General features: G+C 69.4%; 20 protein-coding genes. 13 read left to right on the top strand and 7 right to left on the bottom strand.

The annotated features are described in order from the left end of the window. The first annotated feature begins 56 nt into the window (after positions 1 to 56). The 3 genes from AC1DX8_RS20600 to AC1DX8_RS20610 are packed head-to-tail and all read left to right on the top strand — an operon-like array spanning position 57 to position 1466. On the top strand, positions 57 to 233 hold the full coding sequence (locus AC1DX8_RS20600) for a DUF6104 family protein (RefSeq protein ID WP_157582120.1): 177 nt from the start codon (positions 57 to 59) through the stop codon (positions 231 to 233). A gap of 3 nt (positions 234 to 236) precedes the next feature. After that, a complete protein-coding gene (locus AC1DX8_RS20605; RefSeq protein ID WP_477631824.1) occupies positions 237 to 887 on the top strand; it encodes a GDSL-type esterase/lipase family protein in 651 nt (216 codons plus the stop codon). Positions 888 to 935: 48 nt separating this feature from the next. Beyond that, positions 936 to 1466 (top strand): hypothetical protein, encoded by a 531-nt coding sequence (locus tag AC1DX8_RS20610; protein WP_477631825.1) that lies wholly within the window; start codon positions 936 to 938, stop codon positions 1464 to 1466. A gap of 55 nt (positions 1467 to 1521) precedes the next feature. Here the strand turns inward: AC1DX8_RS20610 and AC1DX8_RS20615 are convergent, their stop codons facing one another. Genes AC1DX8_RS20615 through rfbB form a run of 3 tightly spaced genes read right to left on the bottom strand, consistent with a single transcriptional unit; the run spans position 1522 to position 4367 of the window. After that, entirely contained in the window at positions 1522 to 2493 is a 972-nt protein-coding gene (locus AC1DX8_RS20615; protein WP_477631826.1) for a zinc-binding dehydrogenase, read from the bottom strand. 9 nt (positions 2494 to 2502) lie between these two features. Continuing rightward, entirely contained in the window at positions 2503 to 3372 is an 870-nt protein-coding gene (rfbD, locus tag AC1DX8_RS20620) for a dTDP-4-dehydrorhamnose reductase (RefSeq protein ID WP_477631827.1), read from the bottom strand. Beyond that, on the bottom strand, positions 3372 to 4367 hold the full coding sequence (gene rfbB, locus AC1DX8_RS20625) for a dTDP-glucose 4,6-dehydratase (protein WP_477631828.1): 996 nt from the start codon (positions 4365 to 4367) through the stop codon (positions 3372 to 3374). The genes rfbD and rfbB overlap by 1 nt, the downstream gene beginning before the upstream one ends. Before the next feature lie 65 nt (positions 4368 to 4432). Here rfbB and rfbA point away from each other — a divergent pair, with 65 nt between their 5' ends. Beyond that, the gene (rfbA, locus tag AC1DX8_RS20630) at positions 4433 to 5308 is read left to right on the top strand and encodes a glucose-1-phosphate thymidylyltransferase RfbA (RefSeq protein WP_477631829.1); all 876 of its coding nucleotides are present in this window, start codon (positions 4433 to 4435) and stop codon (positions 5306 to 5308) included. Further along, positions 5308 to 5925, top strand: a complete 618-nt coding sequence (locus tag AC1DX8_RS20635) for a dTDP-4-dehydrorhamnose 3,5-epimerase family protein (RefSeq protein ID WP_477631830.1) — start codon at positions 5308 to 5310, stop codon at positions 5923 to 5925. Before rfbA ends, AC1DX8_RS20635 begins: the two co-directional genes overlap by 1 nt. A gap of 49 nt (positions 5926 to 5974) precedes the next feature. On the opposite strand, the gene AC1DX8_RS20640 is transcribed toward AC1DX8_RS20635, so the two are convergent. Continuing rightward, the gene (locus AC1DX8_RS20640) at positions 5975 to 7132 is read right to left on the bottom strand and encodes an NAD(P)-dependent malic enzyme (RefSeq protein ID WP_477631831.1); all 1158 of its coding nucleotides are present in this window, start codon (positions 7130 to 7132) and stop codon (positions 5975 to 5977) included. A 285-nt stretch (positions 7133 to 7417) separates the two neighbouring features. On the opposite strand from AC1DX8_RS20640, the gene AC1DX8_RS20645 reads away from it, so the two are divergent. The 8 genes from AC1DX8_RS20645 (at position 7418) to mctP (ending at position 15328) form a co-directional block, all read left to right on the top strand. Next, positions 7418 to 8335 (top strand): ABC transporter substrate-binding protein, encoded by a 918-nt coding sequence (locus AC1DX8_RS20645; RefSeq protein WP_477631832.1) that lies wholly within the window; start codon positions 7418 to 7420, stop codon positions 8333 to 8335. Then, positions 8335 to 9285: an amino acid ABC transporter permease gene (locus AC1DX8_RS20650; RefSeq protein ID WP_477631833.1), complete on the top strand. Its 951-nt coding sequence runs from the start codon at positions 8335 to 8337 to the stop codon at positions 9283 to 9285. Before AC1DX8_RS20645 ends, AC1DX8_RS20650 begins: the two co-directional genes overlap by 1 nt. After that, positions 9285 to 10127: an amino acid ABC transporter ATP-binding protein gene (locus tag AC1DX8_RS20655; protein WP_477631834.1), complete on the top strand. Its 843-nt coding sequence runs from the start codon at positions 9285 to 9287 to the stop codon at positions 10125 to 10127. The genes AC1DX8_RS20650 and AC1DX8_RS20655 overlap by 1 nt, the downstream gene beginning before the upstream one ends. Continuing rightward, positions 10127 to 10498, top strand: coding sequence for a S24/S26 family peptidase (locus tag AC1DX8_RS20660; protein WP_477631835.1), 372 nt, complete (start codon positions 10127 to 10129; stop codon positions 10496 to 10498). The genes AC1DX8_RS20655 and AC1DX8_RS20660 overlap by 1 nt, the downstream gene beginning before the upstream one ends. 206 nt (positions 10499 to 10704) lie before the next feature. Then, the gene (gene sodN, locus AC1DX8_RS20665) at positions 10705 to 11103 is read left to right on the top strand and encodes a superoxide dismutase, Ni (RefSeq protein ID WP_477631836.1); all 399 of its coding nucleotides are present in this window, start codon (positions 10705 to 10707) and stop codon (positions 11101 to 11103) included. A 399-nt stretch (positions 11104 to 11502) separates the two neighbouring features. After that, complete coding sequence (locus AC1DX8_RS20670; protein ID WP_477631837.1) at positions 11503 to 13140, top strand: hypothetical protein; 1638 nt, start codon at positions 11503 to 11505, stop codon at positions 13138 to 13140. A 209-nt stretch (positions 13141 to 13349) separates the two neighbouring features. Continuing rightward, positions 13350 to 13655: a DUF3311 domain-containing protein gene (locus AC1DX8_RS20675; RefSeq protein WP_477631838.1), complete on the top strand. Its 306-nt coding sequence runs from the start codon at positions 13350 to 13352 to the stop codon at positions 13653 to 13655. After that, on the top strand, positions 13652 to 15328 hold the full coding sequence (mctP, locus tag AC1DX8_RS20680; RefSeq protein WP_477631839.1) for a monocarboxylate uptake permease MctP: 1677 nt from the start codon (positions 13652 to 13654) through the stop codon (positions 15326 to 15328). Before AC1DX8_RS20675 ends, mctP begins: the two co-directional genes overlap by 4 nt. A gap of 107 nt (positions 15329 to 15435) precedes the next feature. Here mctP and AC1DX8_RS20685 read toward each other — a convergent pair whose 3' ends face one another. Genes AC1DX8_RS20685 through AC1DX8_RS20695 form a run of 3 tightly spaced genes read right to left on the bottom strand, consistent with a single transcriptional unit; the run spans position 15436 to position 18384 of the window. After that, complete coding sequence (locus AC1DX8_RS20685; protein WP_477631840.1) at positions 15436 to 16737, bottom strand: HD-GYP domain-containing protein; 1302 nt, start codon at positions 16735 to 16737, stop codon at positions 15436 to 15438. Further along, positions 16737 to 18191 carry an HD-GYP domain-containing protein gene (locus AC1DX8_RS20690; RefSeq protein WP_477631841.1) on the bottom strand — a complete coding sequence of 485 codons (1455 nt, stop codon included), beginning with the start codon at positions 18189 to 18191 and terminating at the stop codon, positions 16737 to 16739. The genes AC1DX8_RS20685 and AC1DX8_RS20690 overlap by 1 nt, the downstream gene beginning before the upstream one ends. A 40-nt stretch (positions 18192 to 18231) precedes the next feature. Continuing rightward, complete coding sequence (locus AC1DX8_RS20695; protein ID WP_477631842.1) at positions 18232 to 18384, bottom strand: hypothetical protein; 153 nt, start codon at positions 18382 to 18384, stop codon at positions 18232 to 18234. Positions 18385 to 18490 lie beyond the last annotated feature (106 nt).

Genomic DNA, 18490 nt, shown 5'->3' on the forward strand with positions numbered 1-18490 from the left:
ACGGTATGCCGCGTGGCTGGCCGAGCCACGCGGCATACCCCCGATAACCTGTAGACGTGTACTTCACGGATCGTGGAATCGAGGAGCTGGCTGCTCGCCGAGGGGAAGAGGAAGTCTCCTTCGAGTGGCTGGCCGACCAGCTGCGCACGTTCGTGGACCTGAACCCCGACTTCGAGACCCCCGTCGAGCGCCTGGCCACCTGGCTGGCCCGGCTCGACGACGACGAGGACTGACGCGTGAGCGACCCCACCTTCACCCCGAGCGCCGAGTTCCAGGTCGCCTCCGACGGCCCGCGGGACGTGGGCCTCGTCTTCGTCGGCGCCTCGCTGGTGGCGGGTGTCGGCGACCCCAAGGGGCAGGGGTGGGTCTCCCGGGTCGTGGGCCGCACCCACAGCCCCGACCTCGAGCTGACCGCCTACAACCTCGGCGTCCGCGGCGACACCACCGCCGACGTGCTGGCTCGCTGGAAGGCCGAGTGCGCCCCCCGCTGGCAGGGCCGCGCCGAGAAGCGGCTCGTGGTCTCGGTCGGCGGCAACGACGCAGCCACCGGCGTGACCCTGGCCCGCCACCGGCTCAACCTGGCCAACATCCTCGACGACGCCGCGAGTGCAGGCATCGGCACGTTCGTCGTCAGCCCGCCACCGACCGACGACGAGGAGCTCAACGCCAAGCTCGACGTGCTCGTGGAGGCGCAGGCCGACGTGTGCTCGCGTCGAGGGGTGCCCTTCGTCGACTGCTTCCGACCGCTGCTCGGGCACGAGCAGTGGCAGAGTGACCTGGCGGCCAGCCGGGTGCCCCACCACCCGGGTCAGGCCGGCTATGGCCTGATCGCGTGGCTGGTGCTGCACAACGGCTGGTACGACTGGTTGCAGATCTCACCGAGCTGACCGCACCAGACCACATCGCTCCACCACCGACGACCGAGGGGGCCCTCGATGGGTACGTCCGCTGAACTGATCACCGCCGTGCGCGCAGCCGCCGCCGGCACGCCGTATGCCGTGCGCGAGACGCCGCGGGGCTTCGACCTGACGATCGACGTCGCCGACGCCCAGTGGCTGGCGGTCTTCAAGGCGCACGGCCTGAAGAAGGTGTTCACCCACCAGGTCCGGCTCAACGAGGCCGACCACTCGATGACGATCACCGACGTCGGCAACATGTTCTCGTGGAGCGGCGGCGGCTCGTCACCGCGCCTGCAGGCCGCCGCGTCCACGCAGCGCGGCCGGGTCTACGAGAAGTCGTTCCGCAAGGAGTTCGGGGTCGACGTGAAGACCGGCCACGTCGGGAAGGTCGTCGACTACTCCTTCGACGCCACGGCGGGCCGCGACCTCATCCGCGACGTCGCGAAGGACCAGGGCTGGGACGAGAAGATGGGCGGCACCCAGAAGGGTGCGGTCATCTTCGCCGGCGCAACCCTGGCCGTGCTCGCGGTGGCCGGGATCGTCTGGCTGGTCGTCTCGCTGCTCTGAGCCCAACCGGTGTCGGGGCCAGGTGGGGTGCGGGCCGCGACCTGCCGGGCCGTCGTCAGGAGACGGTGAAGACGACCTTCCCGAACAGCTCCCCGGCCGCCATGCGCGCGAACCCCTCGCGGGCCTGCGCCAGCGGCAGGGTCGTGTCGATGACCGGTTCGATGCGCTGCTGCACGACGAACTGCGCCAGCCGCTCGAGCTCGGCACGGCTCCCCATCGTGGACCCGACGACCCGCAGCTGCTTGAAGAAGATCTTGGTCAGCTCGGCCTTGCTCGGCGCGTCGCCCGAGGTCGCCCCGGAGATCACGATGGTGCCACCGGGCTTGAGCGAGTTGACGGAGTGCGACCAGGTCGCGGCGCCGACCGTCTCCATGACCGCGTCGACACGGTCGGGCAGGCGCTCGCCGTTGCCGAAGGCCTGGTCGGCACCGATCCCGACCGCCCGCTGGCCCTTCTCCTCGTCGCGGCTGGTGACCCACATCCGGTAGCCGGCCGCCGCCCCGAGCTGCACGAGAGCCGTGGCCACCCCACCGCCGGCGCCCTGCACCAGGACGGTGGCTCCCGGCGTGAGGCCGGCGTTGCTGAACAGCATGCGGTAGGCCGTGAGCCACGCGGTCGAGAGGCAGGCGGCGTGCTCCCACGGGAGGCCGGCAGGCTTGGGCACGAGGTTGGTGCTGGGCACGGCGACCTTCTCGGCGAGCGTGCCGTCGTGCAGCTCGGAGAGCAGCGTGCGTCGCGGGTCGAGGGTCTCGTCCCCGCGCCACCCCTCGCTGGGGATGACCGCGTGGACGATGACCTCGTTGCCGTCCTCGTCGATCCCGGCGCCGTCGCAGCCCAGGATCATCGGCAGCCGGTCGGCGGGGAGGCCGACGCCACGCAGCGACCAGACGTCGTGGTGGTTCAGTCCGGCAGTCCTGAGAGTGACCGTCGTCCACCCCTCACGCGGCGTCGGGTCCGGCCGCTCACCGACCTCGAGCCCGGAGAGCGGGTCGTCGGCGGACTGGCGTGCGGCGTAGACGGCGAGCATGTCCCGACCCTAGCCGTTGGCCTGCGCCACGACGTCGGGGAGTGCCTCGGCCAGGCTGACCTCCCAGTGCGGGAGCTGTGGCAGGCGCGCCATCCGCCAGGCGTCGTGCCCGAGCACGCTGTAGGCCGGCCGGGGGGCGGGCAGCGGGAACGCGGCGCTGGTGGTGGGCCGCACCCGCTCGGGGTCGAGTCCGAGCAACCGGAAGATCTCGCGGGTGAGGCCGTACTTCGTGGTCTCTCCCTGGCTCGTCGCGTGCCACACGCCGAAGGGCGCCGACTCGTCGACGAGCAGCAGGACCGCCCGGGCCACGTCCATCGTCCACGTGGGTTGTCCGCGCTGGTCGTCCACCACGTCGAGGGTGTCGTGACGTTCGGCGAGCGTGGCCATCGTCTTCACGAAGTTCGGGCCACCCGCTCCGTAGAGCCACGCGGTCCGCACGATCCAGGCCTGCGGGCAGCGAGCCTGGACGGCCCACTCCCCCGCGGCCTTCGTGCGGCCGTAGGCGGACAACGGCGACAGGGGGGCGTCCTCGGCATACGGCTCATCCGCGTCGCCGGCGAACACGTAGTCGGTGGAGACGTGGACGAGGCGCGCGCCCACCGAACGACAGGCGTCGGCGACGTTGGCCGCGCCGATCGCATTCACCGCGAACGCCTGCCCCTCGTGCGTCTCCGCGTCGTCCACGGCCGTGTATGCCGCGCAGTTCACCACCACGTCGTGTCCCCGGACCGCGTCGCGGACCGCATCGGCGTCGGTGACGTCGAGGTCCTTGCGGGTCAGCGCCGTGACGTCGTCCTCGTCCACTCCGGCGAGCGCCAGCGTCACCTGCAGGTCGAGCCCCAGCATCCCGCCCGAGCCGGTGACCAGCCACCGTGTCATCAGCGACCGATCCGCTCGTAGCGGGCCTCGGCGACCACCTTCGCCGTGCGCCACCAGTCCTGGTTGTCCCGGTACCACGCGATCGTGTCGGTGAGACCCGAGCGGACGTCCGGGTGGGTCGGTCGCCAGCTCGTCTCGGCACGCAGCTTGGAGGCGTCGATGGCGTAGCGCAGGTCGTGCCCGGGCCGGTCGGGCACGTGGTCGAACCAGTCGGCCGGCTTCCCCATCAGCTCGAGGATGAGCGCGACGACGTCCCGGTTGTTCATCTCGCCGTCGGCACCGATGAGATAGGTCTCGCCGGGCCGTCCCTGCTCGACGATGGCGATCACGGCGTCGTTGTGGTCGTCGACGTGGATCCAGTCACGCACGTTCAGCCCTGCACCGTAGAGCTTGGGCCGCACGCCGTCGATGATGCCGGTGACCTGCCGCGGGATGAACTTCTCGGGGTGCTGTCGCGGCCCGTAGTTGTTGGAGCAGTTCGAGAGGGTCGCCTTGAGCCCGAACGACCTCACCCACGCGCGCACGAGCAGGTCGGCACTGGCCTTGCTCGCCGAGTAGGGGCTCGAGGGGTTGAGCGGGGTGCTCTCGGTGAACTTGGCCGGGTCGTCGAGCGCCAGGTCGCCGTACACCTCGTCGGTGGACACGTGGTGGATCCGCTTGTCGTGCCGCCGCACCGCCTGGATCAGCTGGTAGGTGCCGATGATGTTGGTGTCGATGAACGGCCACGGGTCGTCGAGCGAGTTGTCGTTGTGGGAGTCAGCCGCGAAGTGGACGACGAGGTCGTGCGCCGCCACCAGCTCGTCCACGAGGTCGGCGTCGGTGACCGAGCCCTTCACGATGTCGACCTCGTCGACGACCGGGTCGAGGGAGGCGAGGTTCGCGGCATACGTCATGGCGTCGAGGACGGTGAGCCGCCACTCGGGCCGCACCTCACGGGCCCTGATCACGAAGTTCGATCCGATGAACCCGGCGGCACCGGTGACGAGGACCTTCATGGCGCCGAGGCTATCGCGGGCAGACGCGCCTCACGGCGAGCTTGCTCGCACTATGGTCGTGCATCATGAAGGGCATCATCCTGGCAGGGGGGTCAGGTACGCGGCTGCACCCCATCACGCTCGGCATCAGCAAGCAGCTCATGCCGGTCTACGACAAGCCGATGATCTACTACCCCCTCTCGACGCTGATGATGGCCGGGATCCGCGAGGTGCTGGTCATCACGACCCCCGAGGACCAGGCCCAGTTCCAGCGCCTCCTCGGCGACGGGTCGCGGTGGGGCATCGACCTGGCCTTCGCCGTGCAGCCCAGCCCGGACGGCCTCGCGCAGGCCTTCATCATCGGGGCCGACTTCATCGGCGACGACTCAGTGGCCCTCGTGCTCGGCGACAACATCTTCTACGGCACCGGCTTGGGCACCTCGCTGGCCGCCAACACCACGGTCACCGGCGCACAGATCTTCGCCTACCACGTGACCGAGCCGTCGGCCTACGGCGTCGTCGAGTTCTCGCCGGACGGCCGCGCCATCTCGATCGAGGAGAAGCCGGAGCACCCGAAGTCGTCGTATGCCGTGCCGGGCCTCTACTTCTACGACAACGACGTCGTCGCGATCGCCCGCGACCTCGAGCCCAGTGAGCGCGGCGAGCTGGAGATCACCGGCATCAACGACGCCTACCTGCGCCGGGGCGACCTGAGCGTCACCGTGCTCCCCCGCGGCACCGCCTGGTTCGACACCGGCACCTTCGAGGGACTGATGGACGCGGCGCAGTTCGTGCACGTCGTGGAGGCCAGGCAGGGCCAGAAGATCGGGTGCATCGAGGAGGTCGCCTGGCGCAACGGCTGGCTGAGCGACGCGGAGTTCGCCGCGCTCGCCACGTCGCTGCGCAAGAGCGGCTACGGCGCCTACCTGTCCGGGCTGCTCGACGAGGCCGGGACCAGCTAGTGCAGATCCGTCCCCTGGCCATCGCCGACGCCTACGAGATCACCCCGCGCCAGTTCCCCGACGACCGTGGCGTGTTCCTCGAGTCGTTCCGCGGGGACCTCCTCGCGGAGGTCATCGGACACCGCCCGACGGTCGTGCAGACCAACGTGTCGGTGTCGTCGAGGGGCACCGTCCGCGGGATCCACTTCGCCGACGTCCCGCCCTCGCAGGCGAAGTACATCACCGTGCTGTCGGGCTCCCTCATCGACTACGTCGTCGACCTCCGGGTTGGTTCGCCGACCTTCGGACAGTGGGACTCGGTGCTGCTCGACACCGTCGACCGCCGTGCCGTCTACCTGCCCGAGGGCATGGGGCACGCGTTCGCGGCCCTGGAGGACGACACGACGGCCCTGTACCTGGTCACTGCCCCGTACAGCCCGAGCCGCGAGCACGGCATCCACCCGCTCGACCCCGACTTGGCCCTCACCCTTCCCGACGGGATCGAGCCGCTCCTCTCGCCCAAGGACCAGGCGGCACCGGCCCTCGCGCAGGCGCTGGCCGACGGGCTGTTGCCGAGCTACGCGGACTGCCGCGCCTTCGCCGACGCGCGCAGGCGCGAGCACGACGCGAGCGCCTGACCTCGAGTCGTGCCCGGGCGACCGGTGCCGCCTCGTAGGGTGCCCGCGGTCAGGCGAGCTCGCTGACCGCGGCGGCCACGGCGTCGGCCACGCCCGGAGCGAAGACGCTCGGCACGATCTCGTCGGCCGTGGGGTGCTCGACCAGCGCGGCGATCGCCCGCGCAGCGGCAAGCTTCATGGCCTCGGTCACCTGAGAGGCGCCGGAGTCCAGCGCACCGCGGAAGATCCCCGGGAAGGCCAGCACGTTGTTGATCTGGTTGGGGAAGTCCGAACGCCCCGTGGCGACCACCGCGGCATACCGGGCCGCGACGTCGGGGTGCACCTCGGGAGTGGGGTTCGCCAGCGCGAAGATGATCGCGTCGGGCGCCATCCGGGCAACGTCGGCTTCCGGCACCTGGCCTCCCGACACCCCCACGAAGACGTCCGCGCCGACGAGCGCGTCGGCCAGCCCGCCGCAGATCCCCCGCGGGTTGGTCGTGGCGGCCAGGCGCCGCTTGTGGTCCACCAGGTCGTCACGGCTCGGCGCGATGATGCCACGCGAGTCACACACGACGATGTCGGCCACCCCCGCTCGGGCCAGCAGCTTGGTCACGGCCACGCCCGCAGCACCGGCGCCCGAGACGACGACGCGCAGCGACTCCAGGGTGCGACCCACGACCTTCGCGGCGTTGAGGAGGCCGGCCAGCACGACGACCGCCGTGCCGTGCTGGTCGTCGTGGAACACCGGGATGTCGAGCCGCTCCTGCAGCTGGCGCTCGACCTCGAAGCAGCGTGGGGCCGAGATGTCCTCCAGGTTGATGCCGCCGTAGGTCGGCGCGATGCGCACGATCGCCTCCACCAGCTCCTCGACGGTGCCGGTCTCCATGCACACCGGCACGGCGTCGACGCCGCCGAAGTGCTTGAACAGCACGGCCTTGCCCTCCATCACGGGCATCGCGGCGAGCGGCCCGATGTCACCCAGGCCGAGGACGGCGGTGCCGTCGGTGATGACCGCCACCGTGTTCGCCCGAGCGGTGTAGCGGGCCGCGAGCGACGGGTCGGCGGCAATGGCCCGGGAGACGTCGGCGACACCGGGCGTGTAGAGCAGGGCCAGGTCGGCACGGTCTCGCAGCGGCTGGGTGGCGTGTACCCCGAGCTTGCCGCCCTCGTGCGCCCGGAAGACCGGGTCGGACGGGTCGAACAGCGGGTACGACGGGATGGCAGACATGGCCACATCACCTCAAGAGTGAACCGGAGTTGGCTGACAGAACTGCGTGGGGCACACCGCGCACGGATCGATCCGCGCGGTCGAACGACAGCCGGGTGTGGCCTCTCAGACGCAAGGTGCGGGGGTTACCCGCGAGTTCATCGTGGCACAGGGACGACCGCGAAACCACCGTCGTAACGCGAGTGTGACCCGGATCGCCTCTTCGAGTGGCAGTATGCCGATCAGTCCCCCACGTGGCGCCGCGCACCCGCTCGCCACTCGCATACGAGGAAGGAACCTCACCGCATGACCCACCGCCTTCGCCCCATCACGCTCCTCATCGCGGGGCTGGCCACCGCTGGACTGGCACTCTCCGCCTGTGGTTCCGACTCGCTGTCCACCAACACGAGCAGCTCGAGCAGCAGTTCCACGACGAAGGCCACGGTCGACCAGGCCCTCGTGGCCAAGCTCCCCGCCAAGATCAAGAGCGCCGGGAAGATCGTCATCGGCACCGACGCCACGTACCAGCCGAACGAGTACCTCGACACGGACGGCAAGACCGTCATCGGCATGGACGTCGAGCTCTTCGACGCGGTGATGGCCAAGTTCGGCATCAAGACCGAGTGGGTGCCCACCGGCTTCGACCAGATCATCCTCGGTGTGACGAGCGGCAAGTACGACGTGGGTGTCTCCTCCTTCACGGTGAACGCGGACCGCGAGAAGCAGGCCACCATGGTCAGCTACTTCACCGCCGGCACCCAGTGGGTCACCCAGAAGGGCAACCCCAAGAAGGTCGACGCCAACAACGCCTGTGGACTCAACATCGCCGTCCAGAAGGCCACCGTCCAGGCCGACGAGGACCTGCCGAAGCGCAGCAAGGCCTGCACCGACGCGGGCAAGCCCGCCATCAAGCCGATCGTCGACGCCGACCAGGCGAAGGTGACCTCCGCCGTCCTGACCGGCAAGGCCGACGCCATGCTGGTCGACCTCCCGCCGGCCATCAGCGCCGTCGCCACGACCCAGGGCAAGCTCGAGCTCCTGGGTGAGCAGTACGACTCGGCGCCGTACGGCTACGTGCTCCCGAAGGACCAGACCGACTTCGGACAGGCCATCGCCGACGCTCTGAAGGAGCTCGACGCCGACGGCACGTACAAGTCGATCCTCACCAAGTGGAAGACCGAGGGTGGGGCCATCAGCGACTTCGCCGTGAACCCGCAGCCCTGATGTCAGACACGTCCGCTGCAGTGGACCGGCCGGGCAAGATCCACGCCCGGCCGGTCCGGCACCCCTGGCGCTGGGTCGCGATCGCCGTGATCCTCGTGCTCGTCGCCATGATGGTCAGCTCGGTGGTCACCAACCCGAACTGGAACTGGTCCTTCGCGTTCGAGATCATGCAGCAGCGTCCGGTGATCGACGGCCTCTGGAAGGGCACGATCTTCGGCACGATCGGTGCGATGGTGCTCGGCATCGTCCTCGGCATCGCCCTGGCCGTCATGCGGCTGTCGGGCAACCCGGTGCTGCGGGGTGTGGCGTTCGTCTACACCTGGTTCTTCCGGGCCATGCCGCGCTACGTCCTGCTCGCCATCCTCGGTGGTGCGATCGCCGTGCTCTACAACCCGATCCACATCGGCATCCCCTTCGGGCAGCAGCTGGCCAAGGCGCTCGGCCTCCACAACGACCTGACCTTCTTCAGCTTCAGCTGGAACGACATCTCCTCCTCGATCTGGATCGGCATCCTGGGCCTCGGGCTGTCCGAGGCCGCCTACATGGCCGAGATCGCCCGCGCAGGCATCCTGTCGGTCGACAAGGGACAGACCGAGGCGGCGCACGCCCTCGGCATGCCCCCGGGCAAGACCATGCGTCGCATCGTGCTGCCCCAGGCGATGCGGGTCATCGTGCCCCCGACCGGCAACGAGACGATCGCCATGGTCAAGGACACCTCGCTGTTCATCGCCGCGTCGATCATCACCGAGCTCTACTTCCAGGCCTACGGGTTCGGCTCGCGCAGCTTCCAGATCGTCCCGGGCTTCATGGCCGCGACGTTGTGGTACCTCATCGTCTGCTCGATCCTGATGGTCGGGCAGTACTACCTCGAGCGGTACTACGGACGCGGGTTCGGGGCACCGTCCAAGGCCACCCGCCGCAAGCTCGACACGATCACGGCAGGCCACTGATGAGCACCGCCACAGCAACCGACACTCCCTTGGTCCACGCCGTCAACGTCACCAAGGCGTTCCACGGCACCGAGGTGCTCAAGGGCATCGACATGGACGTCCGCCCGGGCGAGGTGGTCTGCCTGCTCGGCCCGTCGGGTTCGGGCAAGACGACCTTCCTGCGCTGCATCAACCAGCTCGAGACGATCGACGGCGGCCGCATCTGGGTCGACGGAGACCTCATGGGCTACGAGGACCGCGGCGGGACGCTGCACCGCCTCACCGACAAGCGGATCGCCGCCCAGCGCCGTGAGATCGGGATGGTGTTCCAGCGGTTCAACCTCTTCCCCCACCTGACGGCGCTCGAGAACATCATGGAGGCGCCGATCCAGGTCAAGGGCGAGCGGAAGAAGGACGTCCGCGACCGGGCCCTGGCCCTGCTCGACCAGGTGGGGCTGAAGGACAAGCCCGGTGCCTACCCCGCCCAGCTCTCGGGTGGCCAGCAGCAACGGGTCGCGATCGCCCGGGCCCTGGCGATGAAGCCCAAGCTGATGCTCTTCGACGAGCCGACCTCGGCCCTCGACCCCGAGCTCGTCGGCGAGGTCCTGCGGGTGATGCGCCAGCTCGCCCAGGACGGCATGACGATGATCGTGGTGACCCACGAGATGGGTTTCGCCCGTGAGGTCGCCGACCGGGTCGTCTTCATGGACGGCGGCGTGGTCGTCGAGGAGGGGCCGCCGAGTGAGGTGATCTCCAACCCGCAGCACGAGCGCACCCGCAGCTTCCTCAAGCGCATGCGCCAGGAGGAGGAGGCCCACGAGAAGGCCAAGGACGAGGTCGGGGACGCCGGAGGCGCCGTCTGATGCCCGTCGGCATCGGCGTCGTGGTCGTCCGCGGACGGTCCATGGAGCCCACCCTGCACACGGGCGACCGCATGGTCGTGCTGCGCGGCGCACCACCGCGCCTCGGCCGGCTCGCCATCGTCAGGCTGCCGGATGACGAGTCGGGCAACCCACGACCGCTCGCCATCAAGCGCGTGACGATGCGCGACCCGGCCGACCGGAGGCGCTACTGGGTCGAGAGCGACAACCAGAGCGCCCTCGGCGTCGCCGACTCGTGGACGCACGGGATCGGCTCGCTGGCCCGTGAGCAGATCCGCGCGCTCGTCCTCTTCCGCATCCCCCACCGCGTGCGCCTGCCCGGCCCGCGTCGCGGTCGTCCCGACCTCGACTGAGCTGCCCGGCTCCCGGGCGTCACGCAGGCGCGAGCCGTGCCCGCGGCCCCCCTGCTCGTATGCCGGTCAGCCCGAGGGGTTCCGTGCGGCCCACTGACCTGCGGGGTAGGGTCGAACACGCACGTGAAAGTTTCCGATCTCCCGCTACGCACGGAAGTTTCTGATCTCCTGCTACGCCCGGAGTCCACCTCGCAGAAGGGATTCGCATGCTCTCCCGCATTTTCCGCACCACCGAGGTCAGCGCCCACTGCGACCTGCCCTGTGGTGTCTACGACCCCGCCCAGGCACGCATCGAGGCCGAGTCGATCAAGGCGATCATCGCCAAGGTCGCCGACAACGACGACCCCGACTTCCGCACCCGCGCGGTGGTCATCAAGGAGCAGCGCTCCGAGCTGGTCAAGCACCACCTCTGGGTGCTGTGGACCGACTACTTCAAGCCGCCGCACTTCGAGAAGTACCCCGACCTGCACACGCTGTTCAACGAGGCCACCAAGCTGGCGGGCGCCTCGGGGACCAAGGGTGAGTTCGACGCCGCCAAGGCCGACGAGCTGCTCGCCAAGATCGACCAGATCGACAAGATCTTCAAGGAGACCAAGGCCGCCTGAGGCTTCCGACTCCCACGACGCCCGCCCCGAGTGATCGGGGCGGGCGTCGTGCGTCAGCCCTGCTGCACTGGCCTTTTCGGGCGTACACTGGCCGGTTGTTGGCGGCCCACCCACAGCCCTGACCGCTTTGCCCGATGCGCTCCCATCCGTCCGGAGTCGGGCTGGCCCAGCCCGAGCTCCTGGTGAGCGACACGACCCCGGTAGTCCGCACCTGCGCGGTGTCTGCACGAAGTTCCGGATCCACGGCACCCTGGGTCCGCGAAGGGGGCGGAGAGGTCCGTACGTCTGGGCGGACCAGCTCGGCTTGATCCAGGTTGTCACACGGCCACAAAGGTGAAGCCTGTGAAACGACCTACTCTTCTCGCCCTGGGAACGGCGAGCATCCTCAGCCTGCTCCCCATGTCGTCCGTGGGGACCGCGGCGACCAGCCTGCGACTCGCAGCGTCGTCAACGAGCAGCACGTCCTCGACCTACCACGAGCCGCTCTGCCAGAGCCGCACGTCCCTGTGCGCTGACACCTACGACAACCCGGCCGACGAGTACGTGGGGCACGACGAGCCGGCTGTGCTCTTCAAGTCCGGCGTGCGGGGCTCCGGCAACGACATCACGTACACGGTCGTCCTGCCCCGCGACCCCAGGACCCAACCGACGGCCTCCGGGGCGACCGGCTCCACCTGGAACTTCCAGCTCCGGCCCACCTTCTGGTTCGGCTTGACCCTGTGCGACTCCGAGTCCGCGCCGGAGTTCACCAAGACCTGCCTCCCGGACTCGGACGGCAACAACCTGGTGGGCACCAACCCCGCCGCTCCCGACTACCTCGGCAAGCACCCCGGCAACGCCTACATGGAGCTGCAGTTCTACGGACCGGGTTACGTGCCGCAGTTCGAGGGCTTCGGGTGCACGGCCACGCAGTACTGCGCTGCCATGACCATCGACAGCTTCAACCTCGACCAGAACACGGGCGTGGCCAACACGGCTGACTGCGGCAACTACCTGCTCGGTGGCATCGAGCCCATCAACTGGGCGTACATCACCCGCAACGGGCACTCCCAGGCGCCGGCCAACCCGCTCTTCACCGGCACCTTCGACAACCCCAACCTCACCGCCGTGACCCCGGACCCCGCCAAGGACCTGTTCATGGACCCGGGTGACCGGATCCGGATCCACATGCATGACACCAGGGCCGGCCTGCGGATCGACCTCAGCGACCTCACCACGGGGCAGGACGGCTCGATGACGGCCTCGGTGGCCAACGGGTTCGGCCACGTCCTCTACACCCCCACGTCGAACACCTGCCAGCAGGAGCCGTACGCCTTCCACCCCGAGTACTCCACGGCCAACACGCGGGGCAACACGTGGTCGGCGCACACCTACAACGTGGCCATGTCCGACGAGATCGGCCACTTCGAGAACTGCCTGGCCCTCGACGCCAACTTCAACTGCAGTGACCCCGGCAGCCAGGACGTCGCAGGGTTGGACGAGGACGACGGCAACGGCTTCTGCGTCCCGGCAGAGGACTCGACCCTGGTCAAGATCAACGGGTGCTTCAGCTCCGACGAGGACTTCGACGGGCAGTCCTACCGCAACGACTGGCCCGGCACCTTCCGCAACGTGACGCTCGACCGCACGCTGCACCCGTCGCCGGTCCGCTTCACCAGCCCGCTCGCCAACGGCCGGACGCAGTACTCGACGGTCGCCTTCGAGACCGACCTGCCCCGGATCGAGGCGGGCGACTCCCAGGACAACCCACCGTTCTGCAACCGGCTCACCGGCGCGGACTGTGTGAACCCGCCCGCGGGCGCGCAGTTCTACCCGATCTTCACCACGACCCAGCAGCAGGGAACGTGCCTGTGGCAGGAAGGCGGGCGGTTCATCCCGGGCACCACGAGGACCTTCGGTGGCACGTCGACCGCTGAGTACGGCCCGCTGCTCAACACGGTCTACCCGACGACCGGCCCCACCACGATCACGCGCTACAACAACTTCAACAGCGGGGACCTCACCAACCCCTGCCTCGCGTCCGTGCAACGGCGCTGACCTGCTCTGACGCCACTCTTGGGTCGACCTCGCCCGAGGTTGACCCCAGGGTGGTGCGGCGGTGCAGCGCGGTCGGCTTGCCCCGGGTTGGTCCGACCGCAAGTGGGGCTGAAGTGGCCACTGTGATCTCCCACAGTTACCGACGAGTCGGGCATATGGTACGCACTGGCTGCCGTCCTGCAGCCGCCCACTCTCCTCTGGAGGTCACGGTGAGTCTCGACAGCGACGTCGACCACGACACAGTTCCCCCTGCCAACAAGGGCCTGCTGGCCGTTGCCGGCGTCCTGCTCGCCCTCCCGATGGTGGCGCTGGCATGGGTCGGCAGCTACGCCCACAAGGACCCCGTGCTGTGGGGTTTCCCCTTCTTCATCTGGTACCAGTTCCTGTGGGTCTTCCTCTGCTCGGCACTGACGTTCACGGCCTACAAGCTGGTCCTGCGGGCCCGCCCGCACCGCCCGATGCCCGGGCACCGCGACGCCGAGACCCGCCGACGCGACGAGGAGGCCGGCCGATGACCGCGCTCGCGCCCACGGTGGCCGACAGCAGCCTCAACGGGGTCGCCCTGACCGTGCTCATCCTGCTCTTCGCCCTCGTGACGGGCATGGGTTTCTGGGCCACCCGGTGGCGCAAGGCCGACAGCATGGAGTCGCTCGACGAGTGGGGCCTTGGTGGCCGGCGGTTCGGCACCTGGGTCACCTGGTTCCTCCTCGGCGGCGACCTCTACACGGCATACACGTTCGTCGCGGTCCCGGCGGCGATGTTCGCCCTCGGCTCGGTCAGCGGGTTCTTCGCCGTTCCCTACACGATCGTGCTCTACCCGATCATCTTCATCTTCATGTCGCGGCTGTGGTCGGTCAGCCACCGGCACGGCTACGTGACCCCGGCCGACTTCGTCAAGGGCCGCTACGGCTCGCGGGGGCTGTCCCTCGCGGTCGCGATCACCGGCATCCTCGCGACGATGCCCTACATCGCCCTCCAGCTCGTCGGCATCCAGGCGGTGCTCGAGGTGGCCGGCGTCGGCGGCAGCAACGCGCTCGCCAAGGACCTGCCGCTGTTCATCGCCTTCGCCCTGCTCGCGGCCTACACGTACTCCAGCGGCCTGCGCGCACCCGCGGTCATCGCGTTCGTCAAGGACGCGCTGATCTACCTCGTCATCATCGTGGCGGTCATCTACCTGCCCACCAAGGTCGGCGGCTGGGACCACGTGTTCAGCGCGGCCGAGGCCAAGATGGCCAAGCCGAGTGTCGCCAACCCCGCGAAGCCGACCGGTGCGTTCATCCCGAACAACCAGCAGTACTGGGCGTACGCGACGCTCGCATTCGGGTCTGCCCTGGCGCTGTTCATGTACCCCCACTCGATCACGGCGACCCTGTCGAGCTCGAGCCGCAACACGATCCGGCGCAACGCCTCGATCCTGCCCGCCTACTCCTTCGTGCTCGGCCTGCTGGCGCTGCTCGGCTGGGTCGCCATCGCAGCGGGCACCAAGCCCATCGGCCTCGACGGCAAGCCGAACGCCCAGCTCGTGATCCCGCAGCTGTTCGAGGACATGTTCCCGAGCTGGTTCGCCGGTGTGGCCTTCGCGGCCGTCGCCATCGGAGCGCTCGTCCCGGCAGCCATCATGTCGATCGCGGCAGCCAACACCTTCACCCGCAACATCTACCGCGACTGGATCAAGCCGGACGCAACGCACGCCCAAGAGGCCAAGGTCGGCAAGCTGGTCTCGTTGGCGGTCAAGGCGTTCGCGCTCGTGTTCGTGCTGACCCTCGACAAGCAGAACGCGATCAACTTCCAGCTCCTGGGTGGCATCTGGATCCTGCAGACCCTCCCTGCCATCGTGTTCGGCCTGTACACGCGCTGGTTCCACCGCTGGGCACTGCTCGGCGGCTGGGCCGTGGGCATGGTCTACGGCACCGTGGCTGCGTACAACGTCATCAACCCGACCACGAAGGGCCACTTCGGCGGCTCCCTGGCGATGATCCCCATGCTCGGCAAGATGGGTTACATCGCCATGACCGCCTTCGTGATCAACCTGGTGATCGCCATCGTCGTCACCCTCATCCTGCAGGCCCTCAAGGTCGATGCTGGTCACGACGAGACGATTCGGGGCGACTACTTCGCCGACGCGGGCGACCCGCGCGTCGAGAAGAACCTCACGATGGACGTCCACCTCACCACGGGCACGCCGTAGCGGCCGCCTCCAGCAGGGTCGGGCGGTGTCGGGACGTGGTCCCGGCACCGCCCGCTGCGTTGCCCGGCCCCCGCACCATCAGGTATGCCGTGGGCTCGGACCCGCGGTCAGCTGGCCGAGAGGGGTGTGCGCCCCCGTCGGCGCTCGAGCACGCGGGTCAGCGAGTCGACGACCCGGGGGTCGTACTCGTAGCCGAGGCCGAGGTGGATCCGCTCCATCGCCCGGTCGTCGTTGCCACCCGGGTCGGACAGGTCGTCGTAGGCGTTCGCGACCTTGATGATGCGGCTGGCCATGGGCAGGTCCTGACCGAACTCCCGGACCTGCCGGTAGGGAGTGGTCTGCGCCTCGAGGATGGCCGCGACGTTGTCGAGCACGCCGGTGGTGCGGACGATCTCGGCGCCGTCGTGGGCGATGCGCTGCTGGTCTGCCGGCGCCGCCATCACGGTGGCGCCCTCGGGGATCGGGGCCCGGAGGGCCACCTGCCCCAGGTCGTGCAGCAACGCGGCATACTCCAGGTCGGTGAGCTCGCGCTGCCCCAGGCCCATGTCGCGCCCGACCGCCACCGAGATCTCGGCGACCCGCTGGGCGTGGGAGGTGCGGGTGTAGCCCGCCCGGTCGGTGAGCGAGGACAGCGCCCCGATGGTCTGCCGGTACGTGGTGCGAATGGACTCGTAGCGCTGGACGGCGAAGTAGGTCAGCACCAGCGGGAAGAGGAACAGCGGCAGCGCGGACACCCCGACGGCGAACTCGGCCAGCGCGATCAACGCCCCCGACGCGACCAGCGCGATGGCCAGCCCGCCACTGGAGCGCAGCTCGTCGATGACCGACCGCAGCAGCGGGGCGTGGTCGCGACCGGCCCGCACCGACGCCTCGAGCGCGAGGTCGACGATCATCGCCACGGTGCCGACCATCAGCATGACGATCGCGACGAGCCACCGGTGGTCGCGCCACACGTCCTGCCACTCGATCAGGGTGTGGCCGTCGAAGTCGACCGAGCGGTAGAGGAGCGTGGCGCTGGCACCGGCGAGCAGGCGGGCCGCCGTGCCGCCCCAGTGCCCCGACCCGCTCACGAGTCGCAGGATCAGCAAGCCACCCAGCATCCCCAGCGAGACGGTCGCCACGACGACCGCGGCGGGGACCTGCGTCTGCCCCACGTCGGTCAGCGGCGTGAGCGAGAGACCCAGGGCAGCTGCCGTCGACATGGGAGCCGTCTCGCGGCCGGACAGGATGGTGAGCCGCGCGGTCTCGCCCAGCGCGATCGCCACGAGGAAGAGCAGCAGCTCGAGGAGGACGTCACCGTCCAGACCACCGCCCGAGCCGAGCGCCTGCCACAGGGAGACCACGACGCAGGCGCCGCAGAGGAGCCCGATGGCGCCGCGCAGGTCGATGCGGCGCAGCCGCTCGCGCATCAGCGGACCTCGCCGCTCGCGTGGTGCAGCCCGGCCGCCCGGCCGGTGATCCTCGTGCGCAACCGGTCGGAGAAGGCGATGTGGTCGGAGACCTCCGGCTCGTCGTGGTCGAGCGCGACACCGGCCGAGGCGAGCTCGTCGGGGGTGCGGTCCGTCACGCTCCACTCGTGCCGGGACAGCGCCTTGACGAGCAGCTCGACGACCTGGGGGTCGAACTGGGTGCCGGATCGGTCCCGGACGACGGCCAGGGCATCGTCGACGGGCAGGCCGGGGCGGTAGGACCGGGCGGAGGTCAGGCACTCGAAGGCATCCGCCACGGCGATCACGCGGGCCGCGAGCGGGATCGTCTCGCCGGCTAGCCCGTCGGGGTACCCGCGCCCGTCGTAGCGCTCGTGGTGGTGGGCGATGCCGTCCACCGAGCCGGAGAGGAAGTCGACGTCCTTGACCAGCTCCACGCCGGCCAGCGCGTGACCGGCCATCGTCACGTGGTCGTCATCGGTGTGGGCCTGTCGCGAGCCGAGCAGGCGGGTGGGCATGGCCACCTTGCCCACGTCGTGGAGCATGCCCGCGGTCCGGATGTCCTCGATCTCCTTGTGGCCCAGCATCATGGCCCCGGCCATCCACTCGCTCAGCTGGGCGACCCGCTCGCTGTGGCCGGCGTTGTGCGGTTCCTTCGTCTCGACGGCGGTGACCAGGGCTCGCAGCGTCCGCTCGTGGGCCTGGAGCTCGTCGCCGTACTGCGCGAAGGCCCAGCGCGCCACGAACAGCGGGGCGAGCACGAGGACGGCGCTGAACCAGCCCACCTCGGCGGGGATCCACAGCACGACGAAGAGGAACCCGATGACGCCGTAGCCGATGTAGGCGGGGCCGGTGGTGGCCAGCAGCCCCCAGACCTGGGTGCGCAGCGGGATGGCGTTGACGATGTTCTGTATGCCGGCGAGCAGGAGCGCGTTGATGACGCACTGGGCGACGTCCGCGGCCACGAGGGGCAGACCGACCAGCAGGAGCAGCGAGGAGGCGGAGTGCAACGACGTGACGTCGGCTCGGCCACCGACCGTCAGGTAGACCAGCCCACCGACCGCGCCGATGAAGGCGAACATGCCGGTGTTGAACACCCGTGCGCGGAGGGGCACCTTGCGGAACCACAGGAGGTTGGCGCCGCCGCCCACCAGCGCGGCCCCGACAGGGCCGGTGATGACGATGGAGGCGAGGACGACGATGCTGACGAAGGAGAAGCGGATGCGCGTCCCGACCGGGTTGTCGCGGCCGACCCGACCCGCCACCGCGACGAGCAGCAGCAGGGCAACCGCAGGGACGTTGGTCGGCGGGCCTGCCACCAGCCACGCCAGCCCGCACGCCGCCAGGGCAAGCGCGCACACCAGACCGATGAACAGGGCAACGCGGAGCGCACTCGTGCCGGGGCCCTCTGAAGGGCTCGACGGCGAAGGGCTCATGCCGTCAACTTAGCGGCCCGAGGGCCTGATGGAGCGAGGGTCAGCCGTCCCAGTGCCAGCCACGAGCTGCCTCGGCGCCGTCCCAGTGCCAGCCCGAGTCCGGCATCGCCTTGGTGGGGCCGTCGGCCGGGGTCCAGACGAGCGAGTCGTCCTTGCCGAGGATGGACTCGAAGATGGTGGTGATCGCCTTCATGGCAGATGCTCCTTCTGTCTGATGCCCGACTCAACCGTTCGGGTACTTCAGACCATCAGTTGTCCCGAGCCGCCAGGGGTGCGGTGTGTGGACAGGACTATGATGC

This window comes from Pedococcus sp. P2_A3 (assembly GCF_056405035.1).